Origin of the sequence: Virgibacillus sp. Bac330 (assembly GCF_003667845.1) — a bacterium.
GTDB lineage: Bacteria > Bacillota > Bacilli > Bacillales > Amphibacillaceae > Virgibacillus > Virgibacillus chiguensis.
Window position 1 is genome coordinate 3230820 of the sequence record NZ_CP033048.1, and the last position, 26614, is coordinate 3257433.

28 protein-coding genes are annotated in these 26614 nt (G+C 36.8%); 5 read left to right on the plus strand and 23 right to left on the minus strand.

Annotation, left to right across the window (positions count from 1 at the left end):
- Position 1 precedes the first annotated feature (1 nt).
- The 13 genes from sigB to acpS all read right to left on the minus strand — a co-directional run bounded on the left by sigB (position 2) and on the right by acpS (position 10865).
- Entirely contained in the window at positions 2-793 is a 792-nt protein-coding gene (gene sigB / locus D9780_RS15035) for an RNA polymerase sigma factor SigB (RefSeq protein WP_073013089.1), read from the minus strand.
- Entirely contained in the window at positions 765-1247 is a 483-nt protein-coding gene (gene rsbW, locus D9780_RS15040; protein ID WP_073013087.1) for an anti-sigma B factor RsbW, read from the minus strand. Before rsbW ends, sigB begins: the two co-directional genes overlap by 29 nt.
- Positions 1247-1582, minus strand: a complete 336-nt coding sequence (locus D9780_RS15045; protein WP_116278896.1) for an STAS domain-containing protein — start codon at positions 1580-1582, stop codon at positions 1247-1249. Before D9780_RS15045 ends, rsbW begins: the two co-directional genes overlap by 1 nt.
- Before the next feature lie 267 nt (positions 1583-1849).
- Positions 1850-2863, minus strand: coding sequence for a PP2C family protein-serine/threonine phosphatase (locus D9780_RS15050; protein ID WP_073013083.1), 1014 nt, complete (start codon positions 2861-2863; stop codon positions 1850-1852).
- A gap of 203 nt (positions 2864-3066) precedes the next feature.
- Positions 3067-3468 (minus strand): anti-sigma regulatory factor, encoded by a 402-nt coding sequence (locus tag D9780_RS15055; RefSeq protein WP_073013081.1) that lies wholly within the window; start codon positions 3466-3468, stop codon positions 3067-3069.
- Positions 3469-3471: 3 nt separating this feature from the next.
- Entirely contained in the window at positions 3472-3828 is a 357-nt protein-coding gene (locus D9780_RS15060) for an STAS domain-containing protein (protein ID WP_073013079.1), read from the minus strand.
- 5 nt (positions 3829-3833) lie between these two features.
- Positions 3834-4703, minus strand: a complete 870-nt coding sequence (locus tag D9780_RS15065; RefSeq protein ID WP_121640652.1) for an RsbT co-antagonist protein RsbRA — start codon at positions 4701-4703, stop codon at positions 3834-3836.
- Between the two features lie 324 nt (positions 4704-5027).
- The gene (locus tag D9780_RS15070) at positions 5028-5387 is read right to left on the minus strand and encodes a type II toxin-antitoxin system PemK/MazF family toxin (RefSeq protein WP_073013075.1); all 360 of its coding nucleotides are present in this window, start codon (positions 5385-5387) and stop codon (positions 5028-5030) included.
- Between the two features lie 4 nt (positions 5388-5391).
- Positions 5392-5676, minus strand: coding sequence for a CopG family ribbon-helix-helix protein (locus D9780_RS15075; RefSeq protein ID WP_077706817.1), 285 nt, complete (start codon positions 5674-5676; stop codon positions 5392-5394).
- A gap of 451 nt (positions 5677-6127) precedes the next feature.
- Positions 6128-7249: an alanine racemase gene (gene alr / locus D9780_RS15080; protein ID WP_073013071.1), complete on the minus strand. Its 1122-nt coding sequence runs from the start codon at positions 7247-7249 to the stop codon at positions 6128-6130.
- Positions 7250-7669: 420 nt separating this feature from the next.
- Positions 7670-8680 carry a LolA family protein gene (locus tag D9780_RS15085; protein ID WP_073013069.1) on the minus strand — a complete coding sequence of 337 codons (1011 nt, stop codon included), beginning with the start codon at positions 8678-8680 and terminating at the stop codon, positions 7670-7672.
- Positions 8681-8851: 171 nt separating this feature from the next.
- On the minus strand, positions 8852-10372 hold the full coding sequence (locus D9780_RS15090) for an NAD(P)H-hydrate dehydratase (RefSeq protein WP_121640653.1): 1521 nt from the start codon (positions 10370-10372) through the stop codon (positions 8852-8854).
- A gap of 130 nt (positions 10373-10502) precedes the next feature.
- Entirely contained in the window at positions 10503-10865 is a 363-nt protein-coding gene (acpS, locus tag D9780_RS15095; RefSeq protein ID WP_121640654.1) for a holo-ACP synthase, read from the minus strand.
- 255 nt (positions 10866-11120) lie between these two features.
- Here acpS and D9780_RS15100 point away from each other — a divergent pair, with 255 nt between their 5' ends.
- Together D9780_RS15100 and bla are read left to right on the plus strand one after the other, a co-directional pair.
- Positions 11121-11891 (plus strand): rhomboid family intramembrane serine protease, encoded by a 771-nt coding sequence (locus D9780_RS15100; protein WP_121640655.1) that lies wholly within the window; start codon positions 11121-11123, stop codon positions 11889-11891.
- A 158-nt stretch (positions 11892-12049) separates the two neighbouring features.
- Positions 12050-12949 (plus strand): class A beta-lactamase, encoded by a 900-nt coding sequence (gene bla / locus D9780_RS15105; RefSeq protein WP_205601089.1) that lies wholly within the window; start codon positions 12050-12052, stop codon positions 12947-12949.
- 126 nt (positions 12950-13075) lie between these two features.
- Here bla and D9780_RS15110 read toward each other — a convergent pair whose 3' ends face one another.
- The 3 genes from D9780_RS15110 to D9780_RS15120 form a co-directional block, all read right to left on the minus strand.
- Positions 13076-14545 carry a PH domain-containing protein gene (locus D9780_RS15110; RefSeq protein WP_121640656.1) on the minus strand — a complete coding sequence of 490 codons (1470 nt, stop codon included), beginning with the start codon at positions 14543-14545 and terminating at the stop codon, positions 13076-13078.
- Positions 14538-15017, minus strand: a complete 480-nt coding sequence (locus D9780_RS15115; RefSeq protein WP_073013052.1) for a PH domain-containing protein — start codon at positions 15015-15017, stop codon at positions 14538-14540. The genes D9780_RS15110 and D9780_RS15115 overlap by 8 nt, the downstream gene beginning before the upstream one ends.
- A gap of 276 nt (positions 15018-15293) precedes the next feature.
- Positions 15294-16757: a degradosome RNA helicase CshA gene (locus D9780_RS15120; RefSeq protein WP_073013050.1), complete on the minus strand. Its 1464-nt coding sequence runs from the start codon at positions 16755-16757 to the stop codon at positions 15294-15296.
- Between the two features lie 499 nt (positions 16758-17256).
- Here D9780_RS15120 and D9780_RS15125 point away from each other — a divergent pair, with 499 nt between their 5' ends.
- A complete protein-coding gene (locus tag D9780_RS15125; RefSeq protein ID WP_121640657.1) occupies positions 17257-18174 on the plus strand; it encodes a DMT family transporter in 918 nt (305 codons plus the stop codon).
- Between the two features lie 116 nt (positions 18175-18290).
- Entirely contained in the window at positions 18291-19145 is an 855-nt protein-coding gene (locus D9780_RS15130; protein ID WP_073013046.1) for a DegV family protein, read from the plus strand.
- A gap of 205 nt (positions 19146-19350) precedes the next feature.
- Here the strand turns inward: D9780_RS15130 and D9780_RS15135 are convergent, their stop codons facing one another.
- From D9780_RS15135 to D9780_RS15165, 7 genes are all read right to left on the minus strand, one after another.
- On the minus strand, positions 19351-20061 hold the full coding sequence (locus tag D9780_RS15135; protein WP_116278888.1) for an alpha/beta hydrolase: 711 nt from the start codon (positions 20059-20061) through the stop codon (positions 19351-19353).
- A gap of 328 nt (positions 20062-20389) precedes the next feature.
- On the minus strand, positions 20390-20902 hold the full coding sequence (locus D9780_RS15140) for a hypothetical protein (protein WP_121640658.1): 513 nt from the start codon (positions 20900-20902) through the stop codon (positions 20390-20392).
- Positions 20903-20949: 47 nt separating this feature from the next.
- Complete coding sequence (locus D9780_RS15145) at positions 20950-21267, minus strand: glutaredoxin family protein (RefSeq protein ID WP_073013040.1); 318 nt, start codon at positions 21265-21267, stop codon at positions 20950-20952.
- A 136-nt stretch (positions 21268-21403) separates the two neighbouring features.
- Positions 21404-21862 (minus strand): MarR family winged helix-turn-helix transcriptional regulator, encoded by a 459-nt coding sequence (locus tag D9780_RS15150; protein WP_073013038.1) that lies wholly within the window; start codon positions 21860-21862, stop codon positions 21404-21406.
- Between the two features lie 15 nt (positions 21863-21877).
- Complete coding sequence (locus D9780_RS15155) at positions 21878-23278, minus strand: hypothetical protein (RefSeq protein WP_121640659.1); 1401 nt, start codon at positions 23276-23278, stop codon at positions 21878-21880.
- On the minus strand, positions 23275-23970 hold the full coding sequence (locus tag D9780_RS15160) for an ABC transporter ATP-binding protein (RefSeq protein WP_073013035.1): 696 nt from the start codon (positions 23968-23970) through the stop codon (positions 23275-23277). The genes D9780_RS15155 and D9780_RS15160 overlap by 4 nt, the downstream gene beginning before the upstream one ends.
- A gap of 174 nt (positions 23971-24144) precedes the next feature.
- The gene (locus tag D9780_RS15165; protein WP_121640660.1) at positions 24145-25038 is read right to left on the minus strand and encodes a diacylglycerol/lipid kinase family protein; all 894 of its coding nucleotides are present in this window, start codon (positions 25036-25038) and stop codon (positions 24145-24147) included.
- Positions 25039-25566: 528 nt separating this feature from the next.
- Here D9780_RS15165 and phnD point away from each other — a divergent pair.
- Positions 25567-26520 carry a phosphate/phosphite/phosphonate ABC transporter substrate-binding protein gene (gene phnD / locus D9780_RS15170; protein WP_121640661.1) on the plus strand — a complete coding sequence of 318 codons (954 nt, stop codon included), beginning with the start codon at positions 25567-25569 and terminating at the stop codon, positions 26518-26520.
- Positions 26521-26614 lie beyond the last annotated feature (94 nt).

The following is a 26614-nucleotide window of genomic DNA, read 5'->3' on the forward strand; positions in this document are numbered from 1 at the left end:
TTTAATCAAAGACCTCCGTATCCTCGGATTGAATAGCTTCTCGTAATTTGCGTAACGAACGTCTCTGCAACCTTGAAACATGCATTTGCGATATACCTAACAATTCACCAGTTTCTTTTTGACTCTTATTTTCGAAATACGTATATTGTAAGATTTTTTGCTCACGCTCTGACAAGATGGGAAGCATCTTCTCTAATAACATCCTCTGATCTGTCTGTTCGTAGCCAACTTCCTCGTTTCCAACCAAATCTAATATAGCAACTGTACTGCCGTCCGAATCAGCTTCTACCTTTCTGTCTACAGATAGAGCTTTATAGCTTTTTCCCATTTCCATTGTTTCCAAAATATCTTCCTCAGAGACTTGTAAAAAGTCAGCTATTTCCTTTACGGAAGGGGAAGATTGATTTTCCATTGTTAACGTATCAACCGCTTTTTTTATTTTAGGGCCTAATTCTTTAATCCGCCTAGGGACGTGTACACTCCATGTTTTGTCTCTTATAAATCGCTTAATTTCCCCAATAATGGTAGGTATCGCAAAAGATTCAAAAGATTTACCGAATGTTGAATCATATCGACGTACTGCAGCAAGCAAACCGATCATACCTACTTGAACAAGATCCTCATGAATGGCGCTATTTTTGGAATATTTACGTGCAACAGATTCCACGAGATCCTTATATTTAAGTACAAGCTGTTCCTGTAAATACTCATCCGTAGGCTCTTTTTGTAATGATTCAATTAACTGGTAAACCTCATCTCTTCCGCTATTGTGTGGTTGAGATTTGGTCGTCATCAAAGCCCACCTCAGCTTCATGTTCATGAATATACTTTGTCATTAAAACAATGACTCCATATTCATTTTTGATTTGAACTTTATCCATTAATGCATTAATTAAAAACAGACCAAAACCCCCTTCTCTCAATTCTTCAATTGATTCGTTCTCTTTACATGGCCCAATGTCGTCTTTTATTTCATTTAAGTCAAAACTGCCACCATGATCAGCAACCATCACTTCTAATCGATCTTCATATACACCGAAACCAATGGTTACCTCACCTTCATCTTCTTCGTTATAGGCATGTGTTACCGTATTTGTAATGGCTTCCGATATTGCTATTTTCAAATCTTCAATATCTTCATAACTAAAGCCCATTCGATTAGCAATTCCCGACATGCTTAACCTTACTACACCCACATACTCTGCTTTAGCCGGCACTTTCAATTCAATAAAATCGAAATTCTTCATTATTCACTTCCACCTCGAATCGAAGCACGTATATCCATGATTTCGTCTAATCCGGTAATTTGAAACAACCGTAGTACACGGTCTTGGATATTCACCAATGTAAGCTTGCTATTATGCTCTTTCGATGATTTTAACGCGCTAACAAAAGTTCCTAAACCAGTACTGTCCATATAGTTCACTTCCGCTAAATCCACTGCAACAACTTGGTCCTCTTGTCTCATAAGCGGTATTAAAGCTTCTTTTAAATCTGGAGCAGTATAAGCGTCAATCTCACCAGCTAAGTAAACAATAGATTTACTTGGTTGTTCGTTCACCACGTTAATTGTTAAGTTCATACTTTTCCTCCTAAATCATATGCTTCATAAAGGGATTCTTTTCACGATAGTAAAGTATCAAAGAGAAAGGTTTATAGCAAAAGAAAAGCGTCCATATTCCCCATCAGACTTGCGACAAGCCAAGCTTTTCTAAAAAACCAAAAAACCTCATTAACTAGCTCCTAAAAACAATGAAGGAGCTTATAGTTTTCACACTTTTTAGATAAACCATTACGTTTATCGTTACATGTCTACATTCCATTTACTAATACCCAGCATTTCATATGCCTAAACTTCCCTACGTAAAATAAGTAATGTAAAATCATCTCTAAGTTCAAAATCCTGTAATCGCTCAAAATATTTGAACGTTTGGTCAACGATTTTTTGTACTGGTAAATGGGCATATCGCTTAATAACGTCCAGTACTTCCTGACGCTCAATAAAGCGTTCGCCATCTCTGCATTCCGTTACACCGTCGGTTAAAAGAATAACCATATCATTAGACTCAATTTTTAATTCATATTGTGGATAAGTAGTGTCTGGTGTAACACCTAAAACCAGACCTTTCGTGGTTAATTCCTCAAAGGTGTCTTGGCTGGAATTGTAATAAAAACCTGGTTCATGACCTGCTGAAGCGTAGCGAAGTGTATGATCAGAAGGAAGGTATTGCGCATAAAACATAGTAATAAACATACTCGGATCTACATTTCTTTCTACCACTCGGTTCATATTCGCCAATATTGCTTTGGGGGTCATCGCGTCCTCAGGATAACTATCCATTGCATACTTAATCATCGACATACAAAGAGCTGCAGGAATTCCTTTACCAATTACATCTGCTATAGCAATCCCTAAAGATCCATCTCTACCCTTCACAAAATGATGATAATCTCCATTCATTTGATGCGCAGGGACGCTTATAACTCCTATATCCAAGCCATCAATCGTTGGTTTTTTTGTTTCTAAAAGGGTTTCTTGCATGCTCGCTGCAACCGATATTTCTGACTTCAATTCAGATTGCTTTTCCCTAAGCTGCTGGTATTCTTGATGAGCAATTCCGTATGCAATCATTGCCTCTAACAAAAAATTCATAGAATATTGAATGTCTTCACTTAAATTAGGATACAAATCTTTAAGCGACTGAATATGCATATTGACAATTTCATCAGGAAGAATACTATTTTTAATAAATAACTTACTCGCCTGTTCAATTTCATATAAAGATTGTTCATCTCTCGTTTCAATATATCGTTTCATTAACGCTTTATATCCTTCTGTGTCTAATTTCAATAAACTGCTCATCGTTCTCCCCCTCATTCACCTTTACCAAGACACTGGGTAACGGGAAAAAGAAATTCAGTATACTTTCTTCTGGTCATTTATCTTTGTGTAACGACGATCCCTAGGTCAGGATTTTAATAAAAGCATGTTGTCTCGCTTAATTTGACAAATTAATTTATCCTGTTTCCATTTCCCACAATGTCAATTCCACAGCTGGTACATACTTACCTTAGCCATTTAATCGTCTTTATTCGTGTTCCTTTGCCAACTTCTGAATGAATATCAAACTCATCCATCAGCCTCTTCACACCAGGCAAACCAGCTCCAAGCCCTCCAGATGTAGAATAGCCATCTTCTAATACTTGTCCAATATCTTCAATCCCTGGACCAACATCAATAGCAATAATGCATAACCCTTTATTATCAAATGTATCAATTACCTCAAAACAGATTTGTCCATGATCAGCATACAAATAAATATTTCTGGATAATTCCGATATCGTTGTCGCTATACGAGCTTGATCCACAGTGCCAAAGCCAATCTTCCTTGCAATATCTCTACCTAACTGTCTTGCTGCCACTATATCCCATTCTTTTTTTATATTCACGCAAGATTGAGGCTTCATCGGCTATTCCCCCAATTCCTGGTAGAGTTTAATAAGGCCTTGTTCTAAATTTAATGCTGTAGGTACATTCTTCAGGTGAATACCTAGATCAATTAATGTCACCGCTACAGCTGGTTGAATTCCTGTTAAAACTACCTTTGCCCCCATTAAATCTGACATTGTTACAACATCACCTAAAACTTTGGCTATAAATGAATCAATGATATCGACAGAAGTTAAATCAATGACGACTCCTGTCGAACCATTTTTATGAATTTTATCCAATAAATCCTCTTGAAATTGGATGGCTGTTTGGTCATCAATTTCTGTTTGTATGGAGATAAGTAAATAGTTGTGAAGTTTCAAAATAGGAATCCGCACGATCTTCACTCTCCTTTTAACGATTGAATCATATGTTCTATGCTATCCGCTCTATTTTCCAAATCAACAACTTGGCGGTCTGTAATTTCCAATGCTGTACGAAACCCTTTCTTCAAGGAACTCTTTGTCGGGAACTTACTTAAATCAATGCCTAAATTAACAATCGTTTGGGCAATTTCTGGTCTAATGCCAACAAGAATACATGTTGCGCCAATCAAACGGACGGCTTCTGCTGCTTGGATAATGTGATGAGCAACCATCGTATCGACAACAGGAACGCCTGTAATATCAATTAAAACTACTTCTGAGTTATGTTTAATCGCACCATCTAATAGATTCTCCATAATTAATTTCGCACGATCTGTATCAACCGTTCCAATTAATGGCATAATCGTAATTCCGTCCATAACAGGTATTAATGGAGCAGATAATTCTTGTAAAGCGACTCGTTGTAAGGAAACGGTATTTTCCCAGCTTCCTGAATATTCATTTACAAGTTGACGGATAATAGGCTCTACCCAAGCATCCACACTTTTTAGCACATTGGAAATAAATTCAGAGTTAAGTTGTTCATATTGGCTTAAAATGTAATCCACCGTAACTCTTCGAAACACCTGTAAACCATCGGTAATATATCCCAAAGGCCAGCCAAGGTTAATAATTCTTTCCGAAAAATCTTTAACCGCTTTTGATGAACCCCCGTCTTTTATACTTTGAAAGATAACATTCACGAATTGTCGATTCGTACTTTCAAAGAGTTCATCAGAAATACTTGCTGTATAATTGTCTAACTTTAAGAAATTGATTTCTTCCATCCAAAGTTGCACAATCGAATCGCTGTTTTCAATAGCCATATTTTTTAACTTCTCATCCATTTCATTACCCCCATCGACGTATTACTACATTGTTAAATAGTTATATTTTTAAGTGTAAGCCCTCTATTCTTTTTAGAAAAAATTGGCCTATCGCCAAAGCTTTATCACGGAAGCTGTAGTTTTTCTTATACTGTAAACCTTTAAACTTTTATACTTACCTATAGTGCAACAAAACAGGATCTACCCTGCAAATATGTCGAATAGAAGCCTTACAATTTTCTGCAGATATCAACATTTATTGTAACACAGATACAAATTAATCATGAAATAATATTCCACACAAAGCCTATTAAAAAAATCCTCTTGTTTCAATCACAAGAGGATTTATTGATCATACATATCCTTCAGCCCTAAACTGATTTCTAATGCTTGATTAATCATTTTCATCTTTTCTTTATCTAACTTTGTAATTTTATCTGTTAGCCTTTGTTTATCAAGTGTTCGTATCTGCTCTAGCAAAATAACGGAATCACGGTCAAACCCATATTGTTTTGCATCAATCTCCACATGTGTAGGGAGTTTGGCTTTTTGAATTTGTGCTGTAATTGCAGCCACAATAACGGTAGGACTGAAACGATTCCCGATATCATTTTGCAGGATCAATACCGGGCGGACGCCTCCCTGCTCTGATCCAACAACAGGGGAAAGGTCAGCGAAATACACTTCGCCTCTTTGTACGATCAAATGGTTACACCCCGATCACAGAGCGTTCCAAGGTGATTTTTGCTTCTTCTTCCGCTTGAAAAGCTTCGGAAGCAATTGTCAAATTAATGCGACCCATTTCTGCATAGCCCTTTTCCATGGTTTCGCGAAATTGTTGAAAATGCTCATCTCTTTTATGCTGAAGATAGTTTCTAGTTGCCTGACATATGAAATCACTTAGATCACTATTCTCATATTTCATCAGACCATCCACCTCATTTAACAGGTTTTTCGGTATTTTCACTAATACTTCTTGCAAACTTTCTGACAAAACCATCACACCTCCGCCAACTGTTGAACGAACTTTGTAAAAGTTAATTTTATAATATCATTGAATTCGCCTGTTTGCAAAGGGTTCTATAAAAATTCCCCAAAAAATCGCTTGTTTTGTCGTTTCATTTTACTTTTTTTGTGGTATACAAATAGAATAACATTTAGAAGAATTATGTCCATTATTTAGAAAAACTTGGCTTCTCGCCAATTCTTATGGTGGAAGAGCGCCATCGTTTTGCTTATACTATATACACTATGATAACTTTACACTCTCCTAGTAGTATAAGAAAAACGAGCTTTATCGCCAAAACTCTATAGCGAAAACTGTAATTTCTTTAGCCAATAAATTCTCCTACATCGTTAAAATAGATAATAACTTCAACAAATTTCGTTTCGTTTACTTTTTATGATTCTTGTATGTTGTATTAGCTCCGTATTCCATTACATATTCATTGTTTTTTATAAATACGAGGAATACGACCATTCAATATACAAGGAATCTCATAATTAATGGTCTCAGCATAATTAGACACTTCATCCATGGAAATACAAGCATTATTTTGACAACCAATCAGCGTCACCTTCGTCCCTATTGGATACGCTTGATCTAATTTGATCATCGTTTGGTCCATACAAATTCTCCCAACAATAGGCATTCGCTTTCCATCTACAAGAACGGAAAAACCTTGCATCTTTCTTAGCCAACCGTCTCCATATCCAATAGGAAGCGTACCAATCCACTCTTCTGCTTCTGCCTGATACGTACACCCATAGCTAACACAGTCGCCTGGGTTTATTTTTTTGACATGAACAAGCCTACTATGCAAAGAAAAAGCTTGTTTTAATTCTATCTCCCCCTTTGCTTTTATTTCTTGTGAAGGATATAACCCATACATGGAAATTCCAAAACGAACAAAATCATACATGGCTTCTGGAAGTCGTATAGCACTAGCACTGTTACCAATGTGAACGTTAAGTTTCTCCATTCGTAGCTCTTTCAGTTGCGAAAGGGTATTTTTGAAGCGCATTCGTTGCTCATCAAAATACGTTGACTCTCGTTCATCCGCTGTAGAAAAGTGTGTAAACACCCCAGTTAAATATATGCTGTTATTTTCATTTAATGCTTGTGAAATGTCTTTCAATTCTTGCTCTGTTCTTATTCCTATTCGCCCCATTCCCGTATCCACTTTTAAATGCAAATGCAAAGGTGGAGAGAAAGTATAGCCTTTTATTTGTTCTAACCACTCCTGTTGAAAAACGGTTAGTGTAACCCCATACCTTGCTGCAACGATTGCTGATTCAGGTGGAACCCAACCTAACACGAGAATCGGTGCTTTTATTGATGCTTCACGTAACTTGATCGCTTCTTCTAATAGTGCTACAGCTAAATAATCTGCCCCTGCTTGCAACGCTTGCCTAGCAATTTGTACGCTTCCATGTCCATACCCATTCGCTTTTACTACGGCCATTACTTTTGTTTCTTTTGGTAGCTTTTTCTGTATTTGCTTTATATTATATGCAATTGCATCCAATTCTATTTCTATCCATGTATTTCGATGTATGTCCAAAATAAATACTCCCTTTCTTGCAAATAGCTTGGTTAAGGATTCATATATCTATTATTTCTTGTTAACAAAGCACTGTCAATGCTAGTCACTCTGTTGTATGCATTAAGTTGTTCCATGCATAGTTATAACCTCTATATTTCCAGCACACTATTTATCATTTTATGTAGCAATTGTTTTGCACTATTAGGAACAGATAAGATTTTTATTGGTTTATAGTATCAAAAACGTACAAGTGAAATGTAGATAGTGACGCTGTGGAAAAACACTACGCTAGCTTCACAGTGCGCTATATTTGCACTTGAAAATAGAACGGCTACTACGCTACCGCTTGCTAATCTGCTTTATTCTAACACGTTTTTCAAACAAAAAACCTAACAGAAAAAAGCAGACCCCCAATGATAGAGTCTGCTTGTAATCTCTAGGTCACTTCACTTCTTTGCTTTGGACAGATTTCGCAACTTCAATGAGTTCCTCCTTTGTTAACTCTTCACTAGCCAACATAAAATCAACGCCATTATGCGTCCATTCCATCGTATTATCCGACATAGCTCCAACCGTAAAACCTAAATTTACAATCTCTCCGTCTGCTTCCTTCGGGTTAGCCATGGTTGTTTGCGCATTTGCTTTTTCTTGTACCAAGGTAAAATTCTTTTCCCCTTCAAAGGTTAAGATGACCCGTTCTCCTGTTTTAGTAGATACTTCTTTCTTTTCCGTTAGTTCCGCTCCTGCCATGTAAGATGGATAAAACACCGTTAATGCTTCTTCTTCATTTACAGCGGTTGTTTCTTTTGCTTCTTCTCCACCCATATTCTTCTTCATAGAAAAATCATCTTCTTGGAAGCTTGCCTTACTATCAAAGTTGGAAAAGCTCACTTCAACTAATGCATTTTTATCTTTATCCAACACCTTTACTTGTACAGGTTGCAACGATTTTTTATCTAAATAAATTTCTTGATACGGTAAATTGTTATTGCTCTGATAATTTGTTTTTGTCTTAAACACGTAATGGGCATCAGTGATTTCAAATTCCGCTTCCTTATCTTTTTCAATATCCTGAACCAAAGATTGATATAAATAAGGCTGGCTGCTATTTTGTGGCCATTCGGACTGAAATTTAAAACTCTTATTTAAAGCTGGGGTGAGTACAAAAACCCCATCTTCATTTTTTAAAATGATTTGATTGCCCTTTTCATCAGACTTGTTGGATAATCCGACACGATACATATCTTCTTTTTTGTGCCAAATATCAATTTGAAACGTTTGCTGTTCCTTACCTGTATTCATATTCATTTCCGCTTTTGCTTTATACCCGTCCATCTTCTCAGCCTTTTCTTGCAAATCGGCTACAACATCTTCTTGGGATTTTTCACCACAAGCAGCTAATACGATTATGAGGCCGGCAAACAAGAGCACCCCAATAATTTTCATCTTCATGTACATATCTCCCTTGTCTCAGTTAATTCAAGCAAACTTAGCTAGTGACAAGCCTTTAGACGTAGACGACTGCCTCGTTGTACTTATACGTAGGACAGGAAAAGAGTTCCGTTTTCTACCTTCCGACCATCTCTTTTGTCCTTTTCTAACGTAAAACAAAGGGAACCCTTATCAACCACTACTTAAAATCGCACGATATACACGTGTTATTCCATTGATTACATCACTAGCAAGCAAATCATGTTCAGAATGCTGATCTTGGACAAGTAAATCGGCTGACATACCATGGATGAAACAAGCATTGCATAAAGCATCTAACAAACTTTGCTTTTGCATCACCATTGCTAACATGATCCCTGTTAATACATCGCCACTACCACCTTTGCTAAGACCTGCATTACCTGTTGGGTTTAGCCTTTGCACACCATCTGGAGCGGTAATAATGGTATATCTTCCTTTTAAAACAACATACACACTATATGTTTGCGCAAAATCTTTGGCATATTGAAATGGCTTTTGTAATACTTCACGAATTGTGACCCCCAATAGCATAGCCATTTCTCCAGGGTGTGGGGTAATAACGGTTGAATAAGCTCTGGCATTTAGATCAGGCAATAAATGTGACAAATGGTAAAGTCCGTCCCCATCAATAATAATAGGGCAAGTCGCTGTTTTCATAACATGGGCGACAAAATCCTGTGTTATTTTTTTCCTCCCTATTCCCATACCGATTGCTGCGGCATCATATATGGCAAATGAGACTTCTGAATGATTATTAAGATAGCCATCTGTATCCATTAAAGGTATATACATAGCTTCCACACTGTTTCCAGCAATCATTTGAATCACAGGTGAAGAACTAGCACCCGTTATTAAACCGGCTCCTGATTTTAATGCGGCTTGTACTGACATCGATAAGGCACCTGGCATTTCCTTACACCCACCAATAATCAGACCTTTTCCATGATTGCCTTTGTGGTCAAATAATTCGCGCTTTGGTAACGTCTTTTCCACATTGTCTAGCTGCCACACTGTTTTGTTTGTAAGTCTATGGAACATAAACGTCGGCAGGCCGATAGAGACAACGTCCCATTCTCCGTAGAACGAAGCAGTATTTGGGAGAAAGGCGCTTTGCTTCGGAGCGCCAATGATAACCGTGTAATCAGCTTGTACAGCGTTAATAGAATCCTCGCCTTCATCCGCAGGGACGCCAGAAGGAATATCTACAGAAATGACATAGGCTTCCTGTTCATTAATAAGAGATATAAGGGTAGCAAACGGTTCACGCACCTCCCCATTCATCCCAATACCAATCATGGCATCAATAAGAACATCTGCCTCTTTCAACATTTGGATAGATTTCCCACTGTAGAGAGTAACTTTTCCTCCACACTTTTCATAAATCACCTTATGATCATACGCATCACCAGTTATTTTTTCATTTGCAACTACTTGTAATACTTCTACTTGATATCCATGATCAAGTAACGTACGTGCAATGACAAAACCGTCCCCACCATTATTACCTGCACCCGCCAAGATACCAATTTGTTCATTTCGTGAAGTTTGCTCCATTACTTTAAAAGCAACAGCTCGTCCGGCATTTTCCATCAGCAATTTTCCTTCTAAACCAAATTCCTGCATAGCTAAGCGATCCATATCGTACATTTCTTTCGCGGTGACAATAAACAATTTTGTTCCCTCCTACCCGCACTAAAATATATGAGACAAACCTTGTGATTATGCATGTGTTACATGTGACGTGCGATAAATTTTTAAGATAAACAACAACGTTTCAACTTTTACGTGATGCTTAGGGCTATTAAAATCGTGCTTCCAAAATAACTTGTGCTACGGCATAACGCTCTGCATGAGAGATCGATAGAAATATGTTTTCTTCTTCATATCCTGCTACATGTAATACAGGAGCTCCAGCTTCCGTTTGGCTTACTTCCATATCTTGAAAAGCGAGTTTACCAATACCAGTACCTGCCGCTTTAGCAAATGCCTCCTTTGCTGCAAATCTTCCAGCAACGTATTCTACCTTCCGTTTTTCATTCGTTAATTGTCTGTAATTTTCTCTTTCTTGAGATGTTAAAATCCGCTCCACAAAGCGAACGTTGTTCTCTAAGCTCTGTCGAATGCGCTCCAATTCAATAATATCTATTCCAATTCCTTTAATCATCGCCTTCTCCTCGTATCGTATATTTTTCGTCCATGATCGTTGATTTGTTTTCCTGCTTTAACATATGCTTAATATGATTATAGCGGCGTACCATCGTACAATAACTATTCATTTGTCATTTTTATTCGACTTTTTAAATAGCATTTAGTAGGATAAAATTAATTATAAGGACGTATGGTACAATTTAAAAGGAAGCACTACTTGTATCATACACCCTATCACACATTTTCAAAAACTATTCCACGGAGGAATCTAATGTTTATAAGACATGAAAGAAGCATAAAAGAATTTATACAATCGTACCCCATCGTTTCCACCATTGTAATCATTCACTTAGCTTTATGGCTCGTAATTAATTTCTTACAATTACCATTTGGGATTTGGCTGTATCAATTAGGTGAAGGGAGTAATTATGGTATTGAGCAAGGGGAATATTGGAGGCTTATCACGCCAATATTTCTTCATGCCGATTTAATGCATGCCTTGTTTAATTCCTTCTCCCTTGTGCTATTTGGACCTGCTTTAGAGCAAATGCTTGGGAGGACAAAATTTATTATTGGCTACCTTTTTGCAGGTATCTTTGGGAACCTTGGAACGTATTTAGTCGAAGATTTATTTTACTTCCATATAGGAGCTTCAGGGGCAATTTTTGGCTTGTTTGGGATATATATATTTATGGTTCTGTTTCGCAAACATCTCATCGATCAGATAAGCTCTCAAATCGTAACAACGATTTTCGTTATTGGTTTGATTATGACCTTCTTCAATCCAGGCATCAATGTTTCAGGGCATATTTTCGGATTCCTTGGTGGGGTTATCATTGCACCGATTGTTTTAGCGGGGGCAAATAGTTATAATCCATGGGCAGCCGTGGCAAGACGTAACCGTTACAAAAATGATGATGATATTCAGTTTGACCCTAATCGTTGGAATAAAAAGCGCCTTCCGCGGTCTTTTTCGAAAAATATTGGTTGGATTATTTTCGGCGTTCTCGTGTTACTTGGCTTATTAAGTCGTTTATTCTAATTGCATGGTCCCCCTTCAAACATAAGAAAATAAATTTTTAAATAATGTAGTTTTAGTTTATTATTGGTAATCCAATTCATTTTAAAGCAAGTAACGATACACATTCTTTTGCCCTAAAATTAGGCATGGAAACTTAAAAAATGGAAAGGTTTTGAGAAATGCTAAAGTACATGAAAATAATCAGCGTTTTACTAATTACTTTTTTGGCACTTGTTGGCTGTGAAGAAAAAGAAGAGCAATCCTCTAGTAATAAGTCGACTGGAGAAGCGGAAACAATGAATGACGAGAGTGAATTTCGCCTATTAGAAAAAGCATATAATGCAAAACTAGGGATATATGCGGTAGATACTAGTAATGGTAAAACTGTGTCGTATCAAGCTGAAGATCGATTCGCTTATGCTTCTACTCATAAAGCACTAGCTGTAGGCGTGCTATTGCAAAAATTAACTTTAAAACAATTAAAAGAAACGGTATTAATTAAAGAAGGAGATTTGGTGAATTATAATCCCATTACTGAAAACCATGTAAATAAACATATGTCATGGAAAGAACTTAGTGATGCTTCAATAAGATATAGTGATAATACTGCTGCTAATCACATCTTAAATCGAATAGGTGGTCCAAATGGGTTTAAAAAAGCGCTTCGAGACATTGGAGATGATGTGACAAACCCGGAAAGAATGGAACCAGAATTAAATCTGGTAAATCCAGGAGAAATAAAGGACACGAGTACACCAAAGGCGCTCGCCACAAGCCTGAAAGCTTTCACAATGGGAAATGTACTACCGAAAGAAAAACAAGATTTGTTAGTGGATTGGCTGAAACGCAATACAACTGGGGATCATTTAATCCGAGCAGGAACCCCTATAGGGTGGGAAGTTGGCGATAAATCAGGGGCCGCACCCTATGGAGTTCGTAATGACATAGCTATTATTTGGCCCCCAAATAAAGCACCTATCATACTAGCTATCCTGTCTAGCAAAGAGGGGAAAAATGCTGAAGCAGATGATAAGCTTATTGCCGAAGCAACTAAAAAAGTAATCAGCATGATGAAATAATTTTATAAACGTGAAGTTAGCTTAACAAAATGGCGCTTATTTGGTTATGAATTTAGTATTGTCTTGACATGCATTTCATTTTCTACACGTCATACAATTACGCGCCAGTATTTTTTCCTAAAACATTCACTTTTCCTTTTCATTCTTGCTATAATCCATGTCTTCTACTCGCTTTCTATGCGAATACCAATTTGCTAGTTTATCCGCATCAGCTTCTGCCAATTCTTTTAAAAAATAATGCGCCCCGACACTATTCATACCAAGTATTGAAACACATAGTGTAGCTAAACCCTGTTTTCGATGAAGGGCGTGTTGTTTTTTTTCTATAGATTGAATGCGTCGATGAAAAATAATCATCGTTGTTTTGCTTATTCGCCGATATTGAAGTAACATCCTCTTTTTTTCTAGTTGGAATCCAGTATCTCGAAAACTAAGATAACCTAACGTAAAGGCTAAAAGTAATACAATTGCTACAGCCCACATAAATCCAGGAAAGAATATATATACTGGAACACTAATTAAACAAACCGGAAGAAGGGTTCGGAGTAGATAGTAAGATAAGCCTCTTTTTGGAATCGCATGCCAAGCTCCATCTACGTGAGCATGCGTTGGCAAAATTGTTTTTAGAAATTCTTCTACTTCGGATTCTTTTAACATTGGGAATAAAACAGAAGAAAACTCATCACCTTCCTCTACACTACCAGCAGCTACTTCTGCAAAAACTTTTGCATAGCCAAGTGGTTGCCGAATAATACTTTCCTCTATACCGATAGCTTGTATACGATTTAACGGAATAGTTGTTTGCTTTTTTTCAAGTAGCCCCCTCGTGATAAATAACTCTTTTTCATGTCTTTCGATTCGAAAATTCCAGAACTTAATCATTGTACCTGCAATACCTAATAACCATAAAAATAGTAAAATAACAATAATAACAATGATTAACAATGCAAAACTCAATCCTACTACCCACTCTACCGTATTATCATAAAAATCATCCGGAATAAATTGTTCCATTTCTGAAGCGGCAAAAGCAAACAAACCTGCTAATACTCCGATACTTCCAGATGTACTACCTGCCAAGAACAATCGTTTATTAGATATTTGAAAAAAAGGTACAGTCGGTGTTTTCATTGTTTCTTCTGTCTTTTCTAAGTCGACATCGTTTGTTTGGTAACCTTTCAATTCTGTTCGTAGATCTTCTGCTTCCGATAACTTGATAGCTGTTAACGTACCTTCAGCACCAGAACCAGCTGTTTCAATTTGCACCTTTGCTAATTTAAAAACCCGATGCAAAACATTTGCGGATATATCAATTGACTGAATACGTCCTTTGGAAATGTACCTTTTTTTACGAATGAATATTCCTGATTCAATCCGTAGTTCGTCATTCGTAACTTCATAAGTAAAACGCCACCATGAGAGCGTACTAAAAATTGTAAACACTAACGCAAGCGCTATAAGGCCTATAATAACAAAAAAGAAATGCTCTTTAGGAATGGCAATGATAGCTGCAATAAATGGTAAAATCGTATCTCTTAGTGATCGAATAACATGAAATAAGATAAATGCTGGATGCATTCGTTTTGGCTTAGACATCTTCTTCATCCACCCTTGCAAGCTCAGAAATACGATCACGCAACAAAGAAGCATCCTCTTCATTCAATGCAGGGATTTCATGTGTCGTTGCTGCCGTAGAGATCGTTACAGTTGCCAGATCATATCGCTTTAGAATTGGACCCTGCTGTGTATCTACATGCTGTACACGCACCATTGGTACAAGCGTCCTTGACATAATTAAAATACCGTATTGAATATAGATTTCCTGTTCAAATAATTCATAGCGCCATCGTCTCCAGCGAAGCTTTGGTAATATAAAAATAAACACATACGCTAAAATGATTGTCACAACTATAGCTACCAAGCTATACCAAACTGGCCATTCAAAAATAATACTAACAACCAAAGCTGCCATCGCCAATAAACAAAGTATACCATTATAAATAGCTGCTGTTATCCGCCATACTTTTATTGCGTCTTTCTCTATTTGTTGTTTTGGGGGTTGTCGCATCTCATTTCTCCTTTCCTTTCTTTACATTTATTTTAAAAGAACTACTCTACTTAGTAGAAACTTTCATCCATTCATACGTTTGTTAAGAGGAAATAGTTTCTTAAGATACCACTTTTTCTTACTTAGGCATTTTATTTTAATAAATTGGTGTTTTCTTATACGATAACCTTAAAATTTATACCACTATAGCGCAAAAGCCGAACAATTAAATGACAATTGTTCGGCTGCTTTTGCTAGATAATATTCGCTTTGTTTATGTTCAAGCTTTTTTTATCCTTACTTATCACGGTTTCTACGTTTTTGAAAATTACCTTTTCGATTACGACTACCTTGTCCACCACGATTATTTTGTCCACGTTTACCCTGGAATCGTTTATTATTGGAACGGCGATTGTCATTCTGGTGATTTGCTTTCTTCACACTTATTGGCGCAACAGAAGAAATCTTCACCGGCGTATCCTTTCGCTCTTTTGTCATTAACTTAAGCGCTGCAGCAATGACAGAGACAGCGTCCTGATCTTCCAATAATTGATTGGCTGCTTGATGATAATCGTTTAGATCTTTTGTTTCAATCGTTTCAACAATTTTGCTTATCGTAACTTGCTGTTGTCCTTTTCGTGCATCATGGTTCGTTGGCGGTGTAAGACGCTTCATTTTACTCTTTGTTACTTTTTCAATTAATTTCAAATGTGCCATTTCCCTTGGCGTAATGAAAGAGATAGCTTCGCCTGTTCGACCAGCACGCCCTGTTCGACCAATACGATGCACATAGCTTTCTGGATCCTGAGGGATGTCAAAATTATAAACATGCGTAACACCTGAAATATCAAGTCCTCTTGCGGCTACATCGGTTGCAACAAGCACATCTACGCGACCATTTTTAAATTTATTTAATACGGACATCCTTTTTCCTTGTGTTAAATCACCATGGATACCTTCAGCACGGTAACCTCTAGCTTGCAAGCCTTCCGTTATTTCATCTACCCGCTTTTTCGTCCGGCTAAAGACAATGGCTAAATCGGGAGAATGAATGTCCAAATGGTTATTTAACGTATCGAATTTATATCTTTCAGGTACTTCAATGAAATACTGATCAATATTTTCGACCGTCATTTCTTTTGATTTTACTTTAATTTCTTTTGGACTTTTCATCAAATTCGTCGCAATATCGCGAATTTCTTTAGGCATTGTTGCGGAAAATAACAATGTCTGTCTTTCCTCTGGAATTGCTTTAAGAATCTCACGAATATCGTCGATAAAGCCCATATTTAACATTTCATCGGCTTCATCTAAAACCGTTGTGTGAATATGTTCCGTCCGAATTGTTTTTCGACGCATATGATCCAATAGTCTACCAGGGGTTGCAACTACAATTTGTGGGCCATCTTTAAGAGAACGAATTTGTCTCTCCATTTGTTGCCCACCATAAACGGCGAAAGCACGAACTTTTTTAACCTTGCCAAGACGATTTAATTCCTCGGCTACTTGAATCGCTAATTCTCTCGTTGGAGCAACAACGAGACCTTGTATTTTACGTGCTCTTGCATCTAATTTTTCAATCATAGGAATACCAAAAGCAGCTGTTTTTCCTGTACCTGTTTGCGCTTGTCCAATTACATCATTGCCTTCTAAAGCTAATGGGATAGTCTCTGCTTGAATCGGCGTTGCTTCTTCAAATCCCATTCTTTCTAATGCTTTCATAATCGGGCTAGACACACCCAGCTCTTTAAATGTTGTCACCTATTCCTCTACTCCTTTAATGTTAAGATTTTATTGTAAGAGGCCTTGGTCGCTTCTATATACTTTAGTCCTGTTCAGATCTTAATCACAGATTAAACAATGTTCATATAATGTAGAATGCACAAAGAGTTGCGTATACGTAAAACATTATTCTTCCGTTTCAAACGCCTGAACGCAAGGTAACATTTTGCCTACAATTATACTTCACTGTTCCATTCACATTTTTTATAGATTGCTTAAAAGCAACGAAAAACATAAATTGTTCCTCTGGTTATGAAACGCCATTCTTTTTATACAAAATGCGTTTTTATACTACCTAAAGTACAAAAAGGCTTCACCAGATTGGTAAGAGGCCTCACGTGAACTCATGCAAAGAATATCATAACATATTTTTATCAAGGATACTAATTTGATAAATGATTTTTTGTAAATACCATGATAGAATATATGAGATATACAGTATAACGTAAATAAACAAAATGAAGCAAGGAGGGTTAGAATGCGACTACCTCCATTTAACCCATATATCGCTGTAGGAATTGGTGTATTATCTGTTTCTACTTCAGCAGTATTCGTTAAATTAGCCGATCAAGCGCCTGCTGCTATGATAGCAAATTATCGTTTATTGATTGCAGTACTTCTTATGGCTCCGATCATATTGGCAAAATATCGCCATGAAATAAAGCATATTGAGCGTAAAGATTGGCTTTTATCCACTCTTGCCGGGGTGTTTTTAGCCTTTCATTTTATATTATGGTTCGAATCTTTGAACTACACATCTGTAGCTAGTTCTGTTGTTTTAGTAACGCTCCAACCTATTTTTGCTTTCTTGGGAACGTATATTTTTTTTAAAGAGCGTTTTTCTTACGGAGCAATTATCAGTATGCTAATCGCTCTAATTGGTAGTATTATTATTAGCTGGGGTGATTTCCAAATAAGTGGAATGGCGCTGTTTGGTGATATATTGGCATTATTAGGAGCGATCACTGTAACAGGATATTTTTTACTTGGACAGCGTGTACGCAGAAATCTTTCTTTAATGACCTATACATTTGTTGTGTATGGTGTAAGTTCTAGTACTTTGATTGTTTATAACTTATTAGTTGGAAACGCATTTACGGGTTACCCAATGGATCATTGGTGGATTTTTATCGCTCTAGCGATTATACCAACCTTTTTTGGACATACGTTATTTAATTGGGCATTAAAATGGCTAAGCACCTCTACGATCTCGATGGGCATTGTCTTTGAGCCAATAGGCGCTTCCATTTTAGCATATATTATTTTAGACGAAAAAGTTACCGCTTCCCAACTATTAGGGGGAACCATTGTCCTATTTGGATTATTTTTATTTATATTGAGCACGAACAGAAAAACAACTTTAACTATCTCTAAAAAGAAGCAACAAGATGATTAAAAAAACTTGACTTATCGTCTTTGAAACGGATGCTCTTGTTATTTAATCGTAAATATAGAATGCTATATTTTCTTATAGTGTAAGAACAACACAGAAAAGGGGAAGGATGAAACCTTATGAACATTCAATTAATGACTGATGGTGGAGCGGATATACCTGAGCGTTTATTAACCAAGACAAACATAATTCAAGTGCCACTCTATTTACATTTTAGTGATGGACAATATAAAAGCGGAGTAGATTTAGACATTCCATCCTTTTATCGAAAAATGGCTGAAACCAATGAGTTACCTAGATCTTCAGCACCAAGCCCACATGATTTTTACACAGCATACAAACAAATTGCACAAGATGTCCCTATTCTCATGCTTAGTTTGACGAAAGGGTTAAGCAGCACCTATGAGAACGCAGTAGCTGGCATGAAATTATTACTTGATGAAGAACCTGAACGCAAGATTGCCGTTATTAACACAAAAACTGCTTCTTGCGGAATCGCTTTGTTGCTTCATGAAGCAATCACCAAAATAGAAGCAGGTTATTCCTTTGAGCCTTTAGTAGAACATCTGGAAGAACGAGCAGAACAAACTGCTACTTTATTTGTATTAAAAACGTTGGAAAACCTTATTCAAGGCGGACGTCTTGATAAAGTAAAAGGGAAGATTGCAAAAACCTTAAATATTAAGCTGCTGATGCGTGCAAGTGAAGACGGAGCTATTGAAGTGACCGAGAAAGTGAGAGGGGACAAAAAGTCCATACGCCGATTTATCGATCAAATTGGGGAATATACTAAAAATGTGGAGGATAAAGTGATTTCCTTATCGCATTGTAATGCAGAAGGACGTGCGAAGAAAGTGCTAAATGAAATAAGAGAGGCTTATCCATTTAAAGATGCACTCATTATGGAAACAGGTCCGTTAATATCCACTTATGGTGGAGAAGGTGCTCTCGTTATTTCTTTTTTCAAGCATTAGGGAACAAAGCATAAGAACCCACTACTCTTTGGTCGGCTATCACCTTATCTTTATGGTGATAGCCCTGTTTATACTATAGGATCTGTTTGTCCCATTACACTGACTCCCTTTTATATTATAGGAATTTGTCATCCCTTACATGGAATAAAAATCCCCAATTCCTATTATAAGAAAATGGATACACACTTAATTACAAAGCCTTTATCTAGTAAGTAAATGTAGGTGATCTTGATGACTGCAGAAAGGCATGTACGATTTTGTTTAATGTATCTTTGTCATCTCCTAAACAGATTAAGTGCTTAGAACGCTCGAAAAACACCACTTCCTTTTGCTCCGATGTAATTTCTTTATTTAAGTAATAGGCTGTTTTATATGGTACCATTCCGTCTTGCTGCCCTTGAGCAATTAATACTGGCGATTTTATTTTATTTAAGTACCTTCTAGTAAACCGAACTAATCTTAAAAATTCGATATTAGCGCGAAATGGTACTGTCCCTAGTTTTCTTTTATAGTGCAGAAACAGTTTGTTTTCTCCTAATTTCCCTGTCACAGCATCTGTAAGAAAACCACCTATGTCTTTTCCAATCTGCTTTAATGACAAATATTTCCCAGAAGTAGCTAGAAGCACTAGCTTCTCAATTTGATACTTCGCTGCTAAGTAAGCTGCAATCATCCCTCCCATGGAAAAACCGATGAGATAAACGGTATCATATCTTTTTTGTAGTTGCAGCAGTGCTTGTTCTGCAGCTTCAAGCCATTCGTCATGAGATACATGCTGTAAGTTCAAGTTTCGACCATGTCCTGGTAACGTAGGGACAGCAATATGCCAATCGGTTTGTTTTGTTAAATAATCTGCAAGTGGTTCTACTTCATAAGGACCTCCAGTGTATCCGTGAATAATTAAACAGGCTACCATCTTTACGTTTTCTCCTTTCTGTTCTATTCTTTGTTTCCCCTTTTCTTACCGAAAACATGCTTGATGATTATTGGAAATTTTTAAAGGAACAAAGGCGCAAGCACCCGTTTAGCAACGTAGCGAGTGGAACGAATCAACTAAAGTTTTAGGAATCACGGTGAGGTACGAACCGATGATGACTTAGCTTAGGGCGATTCCGTGAAGTCGCCTAGTTGCTGGGCGCTTAAGCCGGACGTGGTTAAATAACTTAGTAAGTTTATCCACAGCTGCTAAATTTTATAATTTCCTAGACGAATAAAAAAGCTGATGAAGTTGACCACCAGCACTTTCATCTAAAGGTTTTGATAAGTGATCCAAATTGCTTAACGATAGGAGAGACTTGATGATACGTATTAGCCAACTGACCTACTGTTGATAACATTTTATCCAAATCAAAAGATTGCCCAGGAGCAGTTGGTTGTTGTGTTTGTAACATATTCGCCTCTTGCTCCATATTTTGTGAACTTTGCATATCCATTTGTTGCATACCTTGTGGCGAAGGTTGCCCGTTTAAACCTTGGTGCATACCTTGTGGCGAAGGTTGCCCATTTAAACTTTCGTGCATACCTTGTGGTGCAGGTTGCCCATTCCATCCTTGGTACATATGTTGTTGGGAAGTTTGAAAATTACTTTCTGGCCAGCTCATTGGCTGTTGAGGTTTAGCAAAGTATTCGTAGGGAGACTGGTATGGTGGAGACATATACGGTTGAGAATGGATGGACGCTCCCATATTCGCTGTATCAAAAGGAGCAGGACGTTCATCATACATTTGTCTATAATTAAAATAAGGCCGATAATACATAAGAATCCACACCCTCTACACCTTTTTTTACAGCGTATGCTATTTCACTAAAATCTGTGATCGTTGTTCTTTTCTTCTATATACCCATCAAACAAAGAACTATAATGCGTTATTTCTTTATTTATGATACCTAAAGAATACTTTAATTTATTTTTTTGAAATCCTAAAATTGGTTCTTCTTTACCGTCGATAAATATTGCGGGGGTACCAAATACTCCAAAACTCTGTAATTCTTTCATATTCGATGGGTTTTCATTTACATTTTTCGTTTGATACATGATCGTCCATTCTTGTAAGAATTCTATTACTTCTTCACATGCTTTACAGTTCGTACTAATATATACAATTACATTAGGTTTTTTCATTGTAAAAACCCCTTCTTAGAACCATTTATCTTATACACTCATCTATTCCCTACTACAAATAATTACAAACGAAAATATGCCAAACGCATGACATAAATATTACTGAACGTCATGCTTTTGACATATTTCATCTCTTTTATTTCACCTTATTTGCAGTACCGAGCTTACGTAACAAGTCAATGGCCAGTTGCTTCTCTGTCTCATCTAGTCCACTTGTAATTTCTTCAATTCTTGCCCAATGACCGGGAAAAATTTCCTCCATTAACCTTTCTCCTTTTTCCGTAATGGCAGCAAATGTGACACGTCGGTCATTTTCATTTGGTATTCGTACGATATAACGCCTATTTTCTAATTTATTGACAACATACGTAATACTTCCACTTGTTAATAATATTTTTTCCCCTATCGCTTTCAAAGTATGTGGTCCTTTATGATAAAGCAGCTCCATTACTGCAAAATCGGTCAAATTTAAACCTCTTTGGTGAATATCATCCTCTACTTGTTCCATTAAACTTCGATATGCTTTTGATAATACAACCAATAATTTAAGCGAGCTATTGTTCTGTTTTTCTTTTAAAGCATTACTGTTCGTCAAATTATCCTCCCCTTGTCATGAAAAGATGGGCTTGCTGCTTCTTTTATAAAGCAGAAACAAAAGCACAAGTGAACTTATCGTCAGAAAAGGATAAATTCCACTTAAACTTAAACATACCATAGCGACTGTTCCTATCGTTTCTTCTACTTGTAAAACAGATTTTTTCCTGGTCAGTGAATGTGCCATTTTCATTAGCTTTACTTCTTTCACACAACGATACGTCGTCCAAAACAGCAAAATATACAGAGGGGTCCACCAACTAAGGTGCATAAAATAAAAAAATAGTACGGGAATAAATAAGAGCATAGCGCCTAATCGCATCCATTGCGAAAAATAATTTGCATAATTTTTCGTGGACCATGGTAATACTTCAATGACATCATTGCTAAATCGATCTGCATAAAAACTAACTGCAATTGAAATATAAACATACAACATGGCTGCAATACCAATATAGAACAACCATATTGGCACGAAAAAGAGAACCGCAATAAGTACAAATAATGTTCCTAAGGCACGAAAAATGATCGCTTGTTGTTTTATGAAATATATTTTCCATAGCCGATTATAAATCTGTCCCTCCGTAGTAAATGGCAACTTGTTCTTGCTGCTATTTTGAAACAAAGTATATCGTTTCGGTCGTTTAAATTTCGTCTTGGAAGCAAAAGCTAATAACGGCATACGCCAAATAGTATAATCATTAATTTCCGTTACTTTCGACCAATTAATATGTGAAAATACATGCGGCAATAAGAATAAATTCACCAATACAATGCAACTAATGAGCAGGGAAGCAATTAATTTTGGCTCTAGCAATGGATTTAAAAGACTCGCTATACCTACCAATACAACAGCTAATAAAAACAGCATCATTTTTTTAGCAAAGTGCTGCTGGAATAATTTCCATTGTGGAATAGCCATGATAATATCAAATATGACGAAAGTTGCCACAAACGTAAGAATGAATGATAGGCTAAGTGGCGTTAATAGTAGAGCAACACCCGCTATTAAGCTATATATAAGTAGCCTCTTTAGCCATCTTTCTAGCAACGTTAAAAACCAAATATTCCCTCTTGGATATGGTAATAAAGCTAATTGATATTCTGCACTGGAATATAGAACTCCTGGTTCTCGGAATGCATGAAACATTGAACGAACTGGTAAAACAATAGTCAACACCCATATGACATCTTCCGCCTGCTGCTCTAAAAAAATAAAATAGTCCTTATACATAGCCGTAGTATCGCTAAAGATAAACATACTTGCAAACGTATAGGCAAGTAATAAAACAAGATATACCGTCGTTGTCTTATCAAAAAGTAATTGGGACGCTTGCTTGTTTAACTTTCGCTTTTTCTTAAAGCGGTGAACTCTTATGAAAAAGAAGCTTTTTAATAGGGATGGTTGACGTATCATTCATCCATTCTCCTATCAATCGTAACAAATTGATCAATTGGTCCTTGGCTATGTATTTTACCCTGTTGCAACATAATATAATTATCCGCCATTCCTTTCATGCGGTCTAATTGGTGTGTTGTAACAAGAATTGTCGTTCCTTTTGCCACCTTCTCTTTCATTAGCTGCTCAAAATAATCAATTGCATAAATATCTAAACCCATAAAAGGTTCATCAATAAGTAACAACGGTGTATCAGGAAGTAGCGCACAAATGGTTTGCACCTTCTGTCTCATTCCTTTAGACAATGACTCAGGATATTCGTTTAGTTTATCGGATAATTCAAATCCTTTTACCATTTCTTCTATTCGTTGGTTCATTTCATTTTTAGCCAGTTCATAACTCATGCCGTAAAGTTGAAAGTGTTGCATCACAGTTAATTCCGTCAACAACATCGGTTCCTCCGGCAAATAAGCAAGTAATAGCTTACATGTTAAAAAATCTTCATCTTGATGGTACGTTTCATTAAATATAATTTTCCCTTGGCTTTTAGAAAGCATCCCGACAATAGCTTTTAAAAGCGTTGATTTCCCTGCCCCATTATGACCTACAAGCGCTGTGATCGTCCCTTCCTCTAATGTAAATGACGCATGATCAATCAGCAAATTCTGATCTATTTCTACCGAAAGTTCAACAACCTCTAACGTTTTCAACGGAAATCCTCCCTTTACAGCATTGCCTTACATCATTGTACGAAATTGGGGCGAAAAAAGATTCAAAAAGCTTCATTTTTCATTACAAGCAACATCCCCTAGAAGTTAGTATTCACTTCTAACTCCTAGGGGAACGGGTTCAAAACGTTATACTTTTGTTCTTATAACGAGCAGTCATTTTGCTCGTATCATTTGTAAATGTTTTGGAATAATTTCCACTTCTGACGGTGTAGTAGCTATGATTTCCCCATCCATATCGATTTCTTTCTTGTTTTCAGTAGTTACTTGCAAATAAGTCGTTTGCACATACATCATTTCATTCAATTCCTTTAATTTTTTGCTCGGATCGTTCATAGCCAATAAATCACGAAAAAAAGCAAGATTGGAATTTTTCACAATGAGTACATCTAGTTTTCCATCGTCAGGTTGTAAACTTGAAATGGGGACTTCTTGCGTACCCAAAAACCTTCCGTTTAAAGCAACAATCATGACAGCTTCCCCTACGAAATTCTGCTCATCTGTAGTTATTTGATAGGAAAAACTTTCTGCTTGCGAAAGGCTTTTTAATGTGCTCATAAAATAACTAAGTACACCGAAGTTTTTCTTTTGATTAGGGTCAATATTTTGCGATGTTTCAGCAATTAAGCCAATCCCCCAAAAATTAAGAAAGTATCTGTCATCAGCCTTTCCTACATCGATCTCCACAACCTCTCCGCCCACAATGGCGGAGGCAGCATCCCCTAATCGTTGTGGCATACGAAGTACACGACTAAAATCATTACACGTCCCCCCAGGCAATATACCAATAATAGGGCGCTTCTTTAAAGGAGAGATAGCGTTAATACATGTATGTACTGTGCCATCTCCTCCTAAAACAAGCAATATCTCTACTTGATCAGCATACCGTACGCACGCCTGTCTCACATCTTCAATAGAATCTGTCTGTAACAAATGCAACTGTTTAATTGCTAAAGATAAATTTGCAACGATTTGTGTTAACTTTGTTCTCATGTCTTCTTCATCTGCATTTCCATTATATAAAAGTAACGCCGTTTCATATTTTCTCATGAAGCAACTTCCCTCCACGGATTCTTTATTAATCCATCTTGCTATGTTTTATAAAGTGACTCATTATGCTCGCTTTTCAAGATAGCAGATAGTTCTACTTAGTAAATTCACTAATCTAAAAACTACAACGCCCAACTTGTTTTTACTAGCTATTCCCCTAAGCTCGCATAAAAAAACATAAAGTGGATGTCTTTCATTCCCACTCATTGTGAGCATTCGAAGGTATCGCCTAAAAGTTGCCTACGAAAATGGGAGTTTAGATGCTACTATCTCTCACTTAAAATTATCCAGTTCCTATCTCACATTCTTAGCATTTTTGAATTGTAAGTCTTACAACCCTTATCTCTGGGATAAACCGTTGACAATAAGGAAGAAATTTACTCCCATTTCCTATGCGTAAATAAACTTAGCCATCTATATTAATTTCTTGTAAAGAAAATAAAATACATCTAGAAATTTTTTCATAAATAGTATTTAATAAAGGTGTAAGCATTTTTAATGCAGTAGATAAATTTTAGGAGGGTCAAAATGAAAAAGTGGTATAGTTTATTTATCGTCCTTGCCTTAGCGTTCGTACTTGCTGCCTGTGGCGGGTCAGATGATTCAGATGGAGAAGATAACGCAAGCGGAGAAAGCAACGATAATGCGAAAGAAGAAAAAGGAGAAACACCAGATAAACTAGTTATGGGATTTGTTCCTTCTCAAGATTCTGATACAATCGCAGATACAGTAAAGCCTCTAGCTGATCGTTTAGGGGAAGAATTAGGAATTGATGTTGAAGGGAAAGTAATGACCAACTATAACGCCCTTGTAGAAGCAATGGGGTCTAACCAAGTACAGATTGGCTTTATTCCTGCTTTCGGTTACGTACTTGCTAATGAGCAATACGATGTAAATGTTATTCTTAAATCTGTTCGTCATGGTTCTGGTACATACAAAGCACAATACGTCGTACGAGCAGATTCTGACATGGAGTCTTTAGCAGACTTAGAAGGTAAAGTATGGACATATGCAGATAAAGGCTCTACTTCTGGTTACCTTTTCCCAGCATACCAAATGATGCAAGAATTTGACTATGCGTCTGGAACAGAATTAGAAAGTGATTTCTTCGGTAACACGATTGCTGCTGGAGCACACGATAATGCAGCTATCTCTGTTTACGAAGGAGATGCTGATGTAGCTACTACATTTGACGATGTTCGCACGGAATTAGAAGAAGAATACCCTGATGTCATGGATAAATTAAAAGTCATTGAATATACGGACGAAATCCCAAATGACACCATCTCTGTAACGAAAGAATTAGACAAAGAATTAGTGACAAAAATTAAAGAAGCATTCCTATCTTTCAATGAAGATGAAGAAATGATCAAAATCATGGATGAAGTATACAATTGGGATGCGATTGACGAAGCTTCTGACGAAGAATACGAGATCGTTAAAGAAACATATCAAAAATTCAAAGATGATATCGAGCTATAAGTTTATTTGATCCTCTGAAGAATATAGCAGTATGCTCAAAATCATGCTAATTACATTATGTGGGAAAAAGGGAGATGGAAACTCTCCCTTTTTT

Excerpts from the sequence above, each read along its gene's own strand:
- D9780_RS15165 (WP_121640660.1), bottom strand. The coding sequence starts at position 25,038 with ATGAGAAAATATGAAACGGCGTTACTTTTATATAATGGAAATGCAGAT.
- D9780_RS15050 (WP_073013083.1), bottom strand. The coding sequence starts at position 2,863 with ATGAGCAGTTTATTGAAATTAGACACAGAAGGATATAAAGCGTTAATG.
- D9780_RS15135 (WP_116278888.1), bottom strand. The coding sequence starts at position 20,061 with ATGGTAGCCTGTTTAATTATTCACGGATACACTGGAGGTCCTTATGAA.
- acpS (WP_121640654.1), bottom strand. The coding sequence starts at position 10,865 with ATGATTAAAGGAATTGGAATAGATATTATTGAATTGGAGCGCATTCGA.
- rsbW (WP_073013087.1), bottom strand. The coding sequence starts at position 1,247 with ATGAAGAATTTCGATTTTATTGAATTGAAAGTGCCGGCTAAAGCAGAG.
- D9780_RS15065 (WP_121640652.1), bottom strand. The coding sequence starts at position 4,703 with ATGGATGAGAAGTTAAAAAATATGGCTATTGAAAACAGCGATTCGATT.
- sigB (WP_073013089.1), bottom strand. The coding sequence starts at position 793 with ATGACGACCAAATCTCAACCACACAATAGCGGAAGAGATGAGGTTTAC.
- D9780_RS15115 (WP_073013052.1), bottom strand. The coding sequence starts at position 15,017 with ATGCGACAACCCCCAAAACAACAAATAGAGAAAGACGCAATAAAAGTA.
- D9780_RS15125 (WP_121640657.1), top strand. The coding sequence starts at position 17,257 with ATGCGACTACCTCCATTTAACCCATATATCGCTGTAGGAATTGGTGTA.
- D9780_RS15085 (WP_073013069.1), bottom strand. The coding sequence starts at position 8,680 with ATGAAGATGAAAATTATTGGGGTGCTCTTGTTTGCCGGCCTCATAATC.
- phnD (WP_121640661.1), top strand. The coding sequence starts at position 25,567 with ATGAAAAAGTGGTATAGTTTATTTATCGTCCTTGCCTTAGCGTTCGTA.
- D9780_RS15130 (WP_073013046.1), top strand. The coding sequence starts at position 18,291 with ATGAACATTCAATTAATGACTGATGGTGGAGCGGATATACCTGAGCGT.
- D9780_RS15155 (WP_121640659.1), bottom strand. The coding sequence starts at position 23,278 with ATGATACGTCAACCATCCCTATTAAAAAGCTTCTTTTTCATAAGAGTT.
- D9780_RS15110 (WP_121640656.1), bottom strand. The coding sequence starts at position 14,545 with ATGTCTAAGCCAAAACGAATGCATCCAGCATTTATCTTATTTCATGTT.
- D9780_RS15145 (WP_073013040.1), bottom strand. The coding sequence starts at position 21,267 with ATGAAAAAACCTAATGTAATTGTATATATTAGTACGAACTGTAAAGCA.
- D9780_RS15140 (WP_121640658.1), bottom strand. The coding sequence starts at position 20,902 with ATGTATTATCGGCCTTATTTTAATTATAGACAAATGTATGATGAACGT.
- bla (WP_205601089.1), top strand. The coding sequence starts at position 12,050 with ATGCTAAAGTACATGAAAATAATCAGCGTTTTACTAATTACTTTTTTG.
- D9780_RS15045 (WP_116278896.1), bottom strand. The coding sequence starts at position 1,582 with ATGAACTTAACAATTAACGTGGTGAACGAACAACCAAGTAAATCTATT.
- D9780_RS15100 (WP_121640655.1), top strand. The coding sequence starts at position 11,121 with ATGTTTATAAGACATGAAAGAAGCATAAAAGAATTTATACAATCGTAC.
- D9780_RS15055 (WP_073013081.1), bottom strand. The coding sequence starts at position 3,468 with ATGAAGCCTCAATCTTGCGTGAATATAAAAAAAGAATGGGATATAGTG.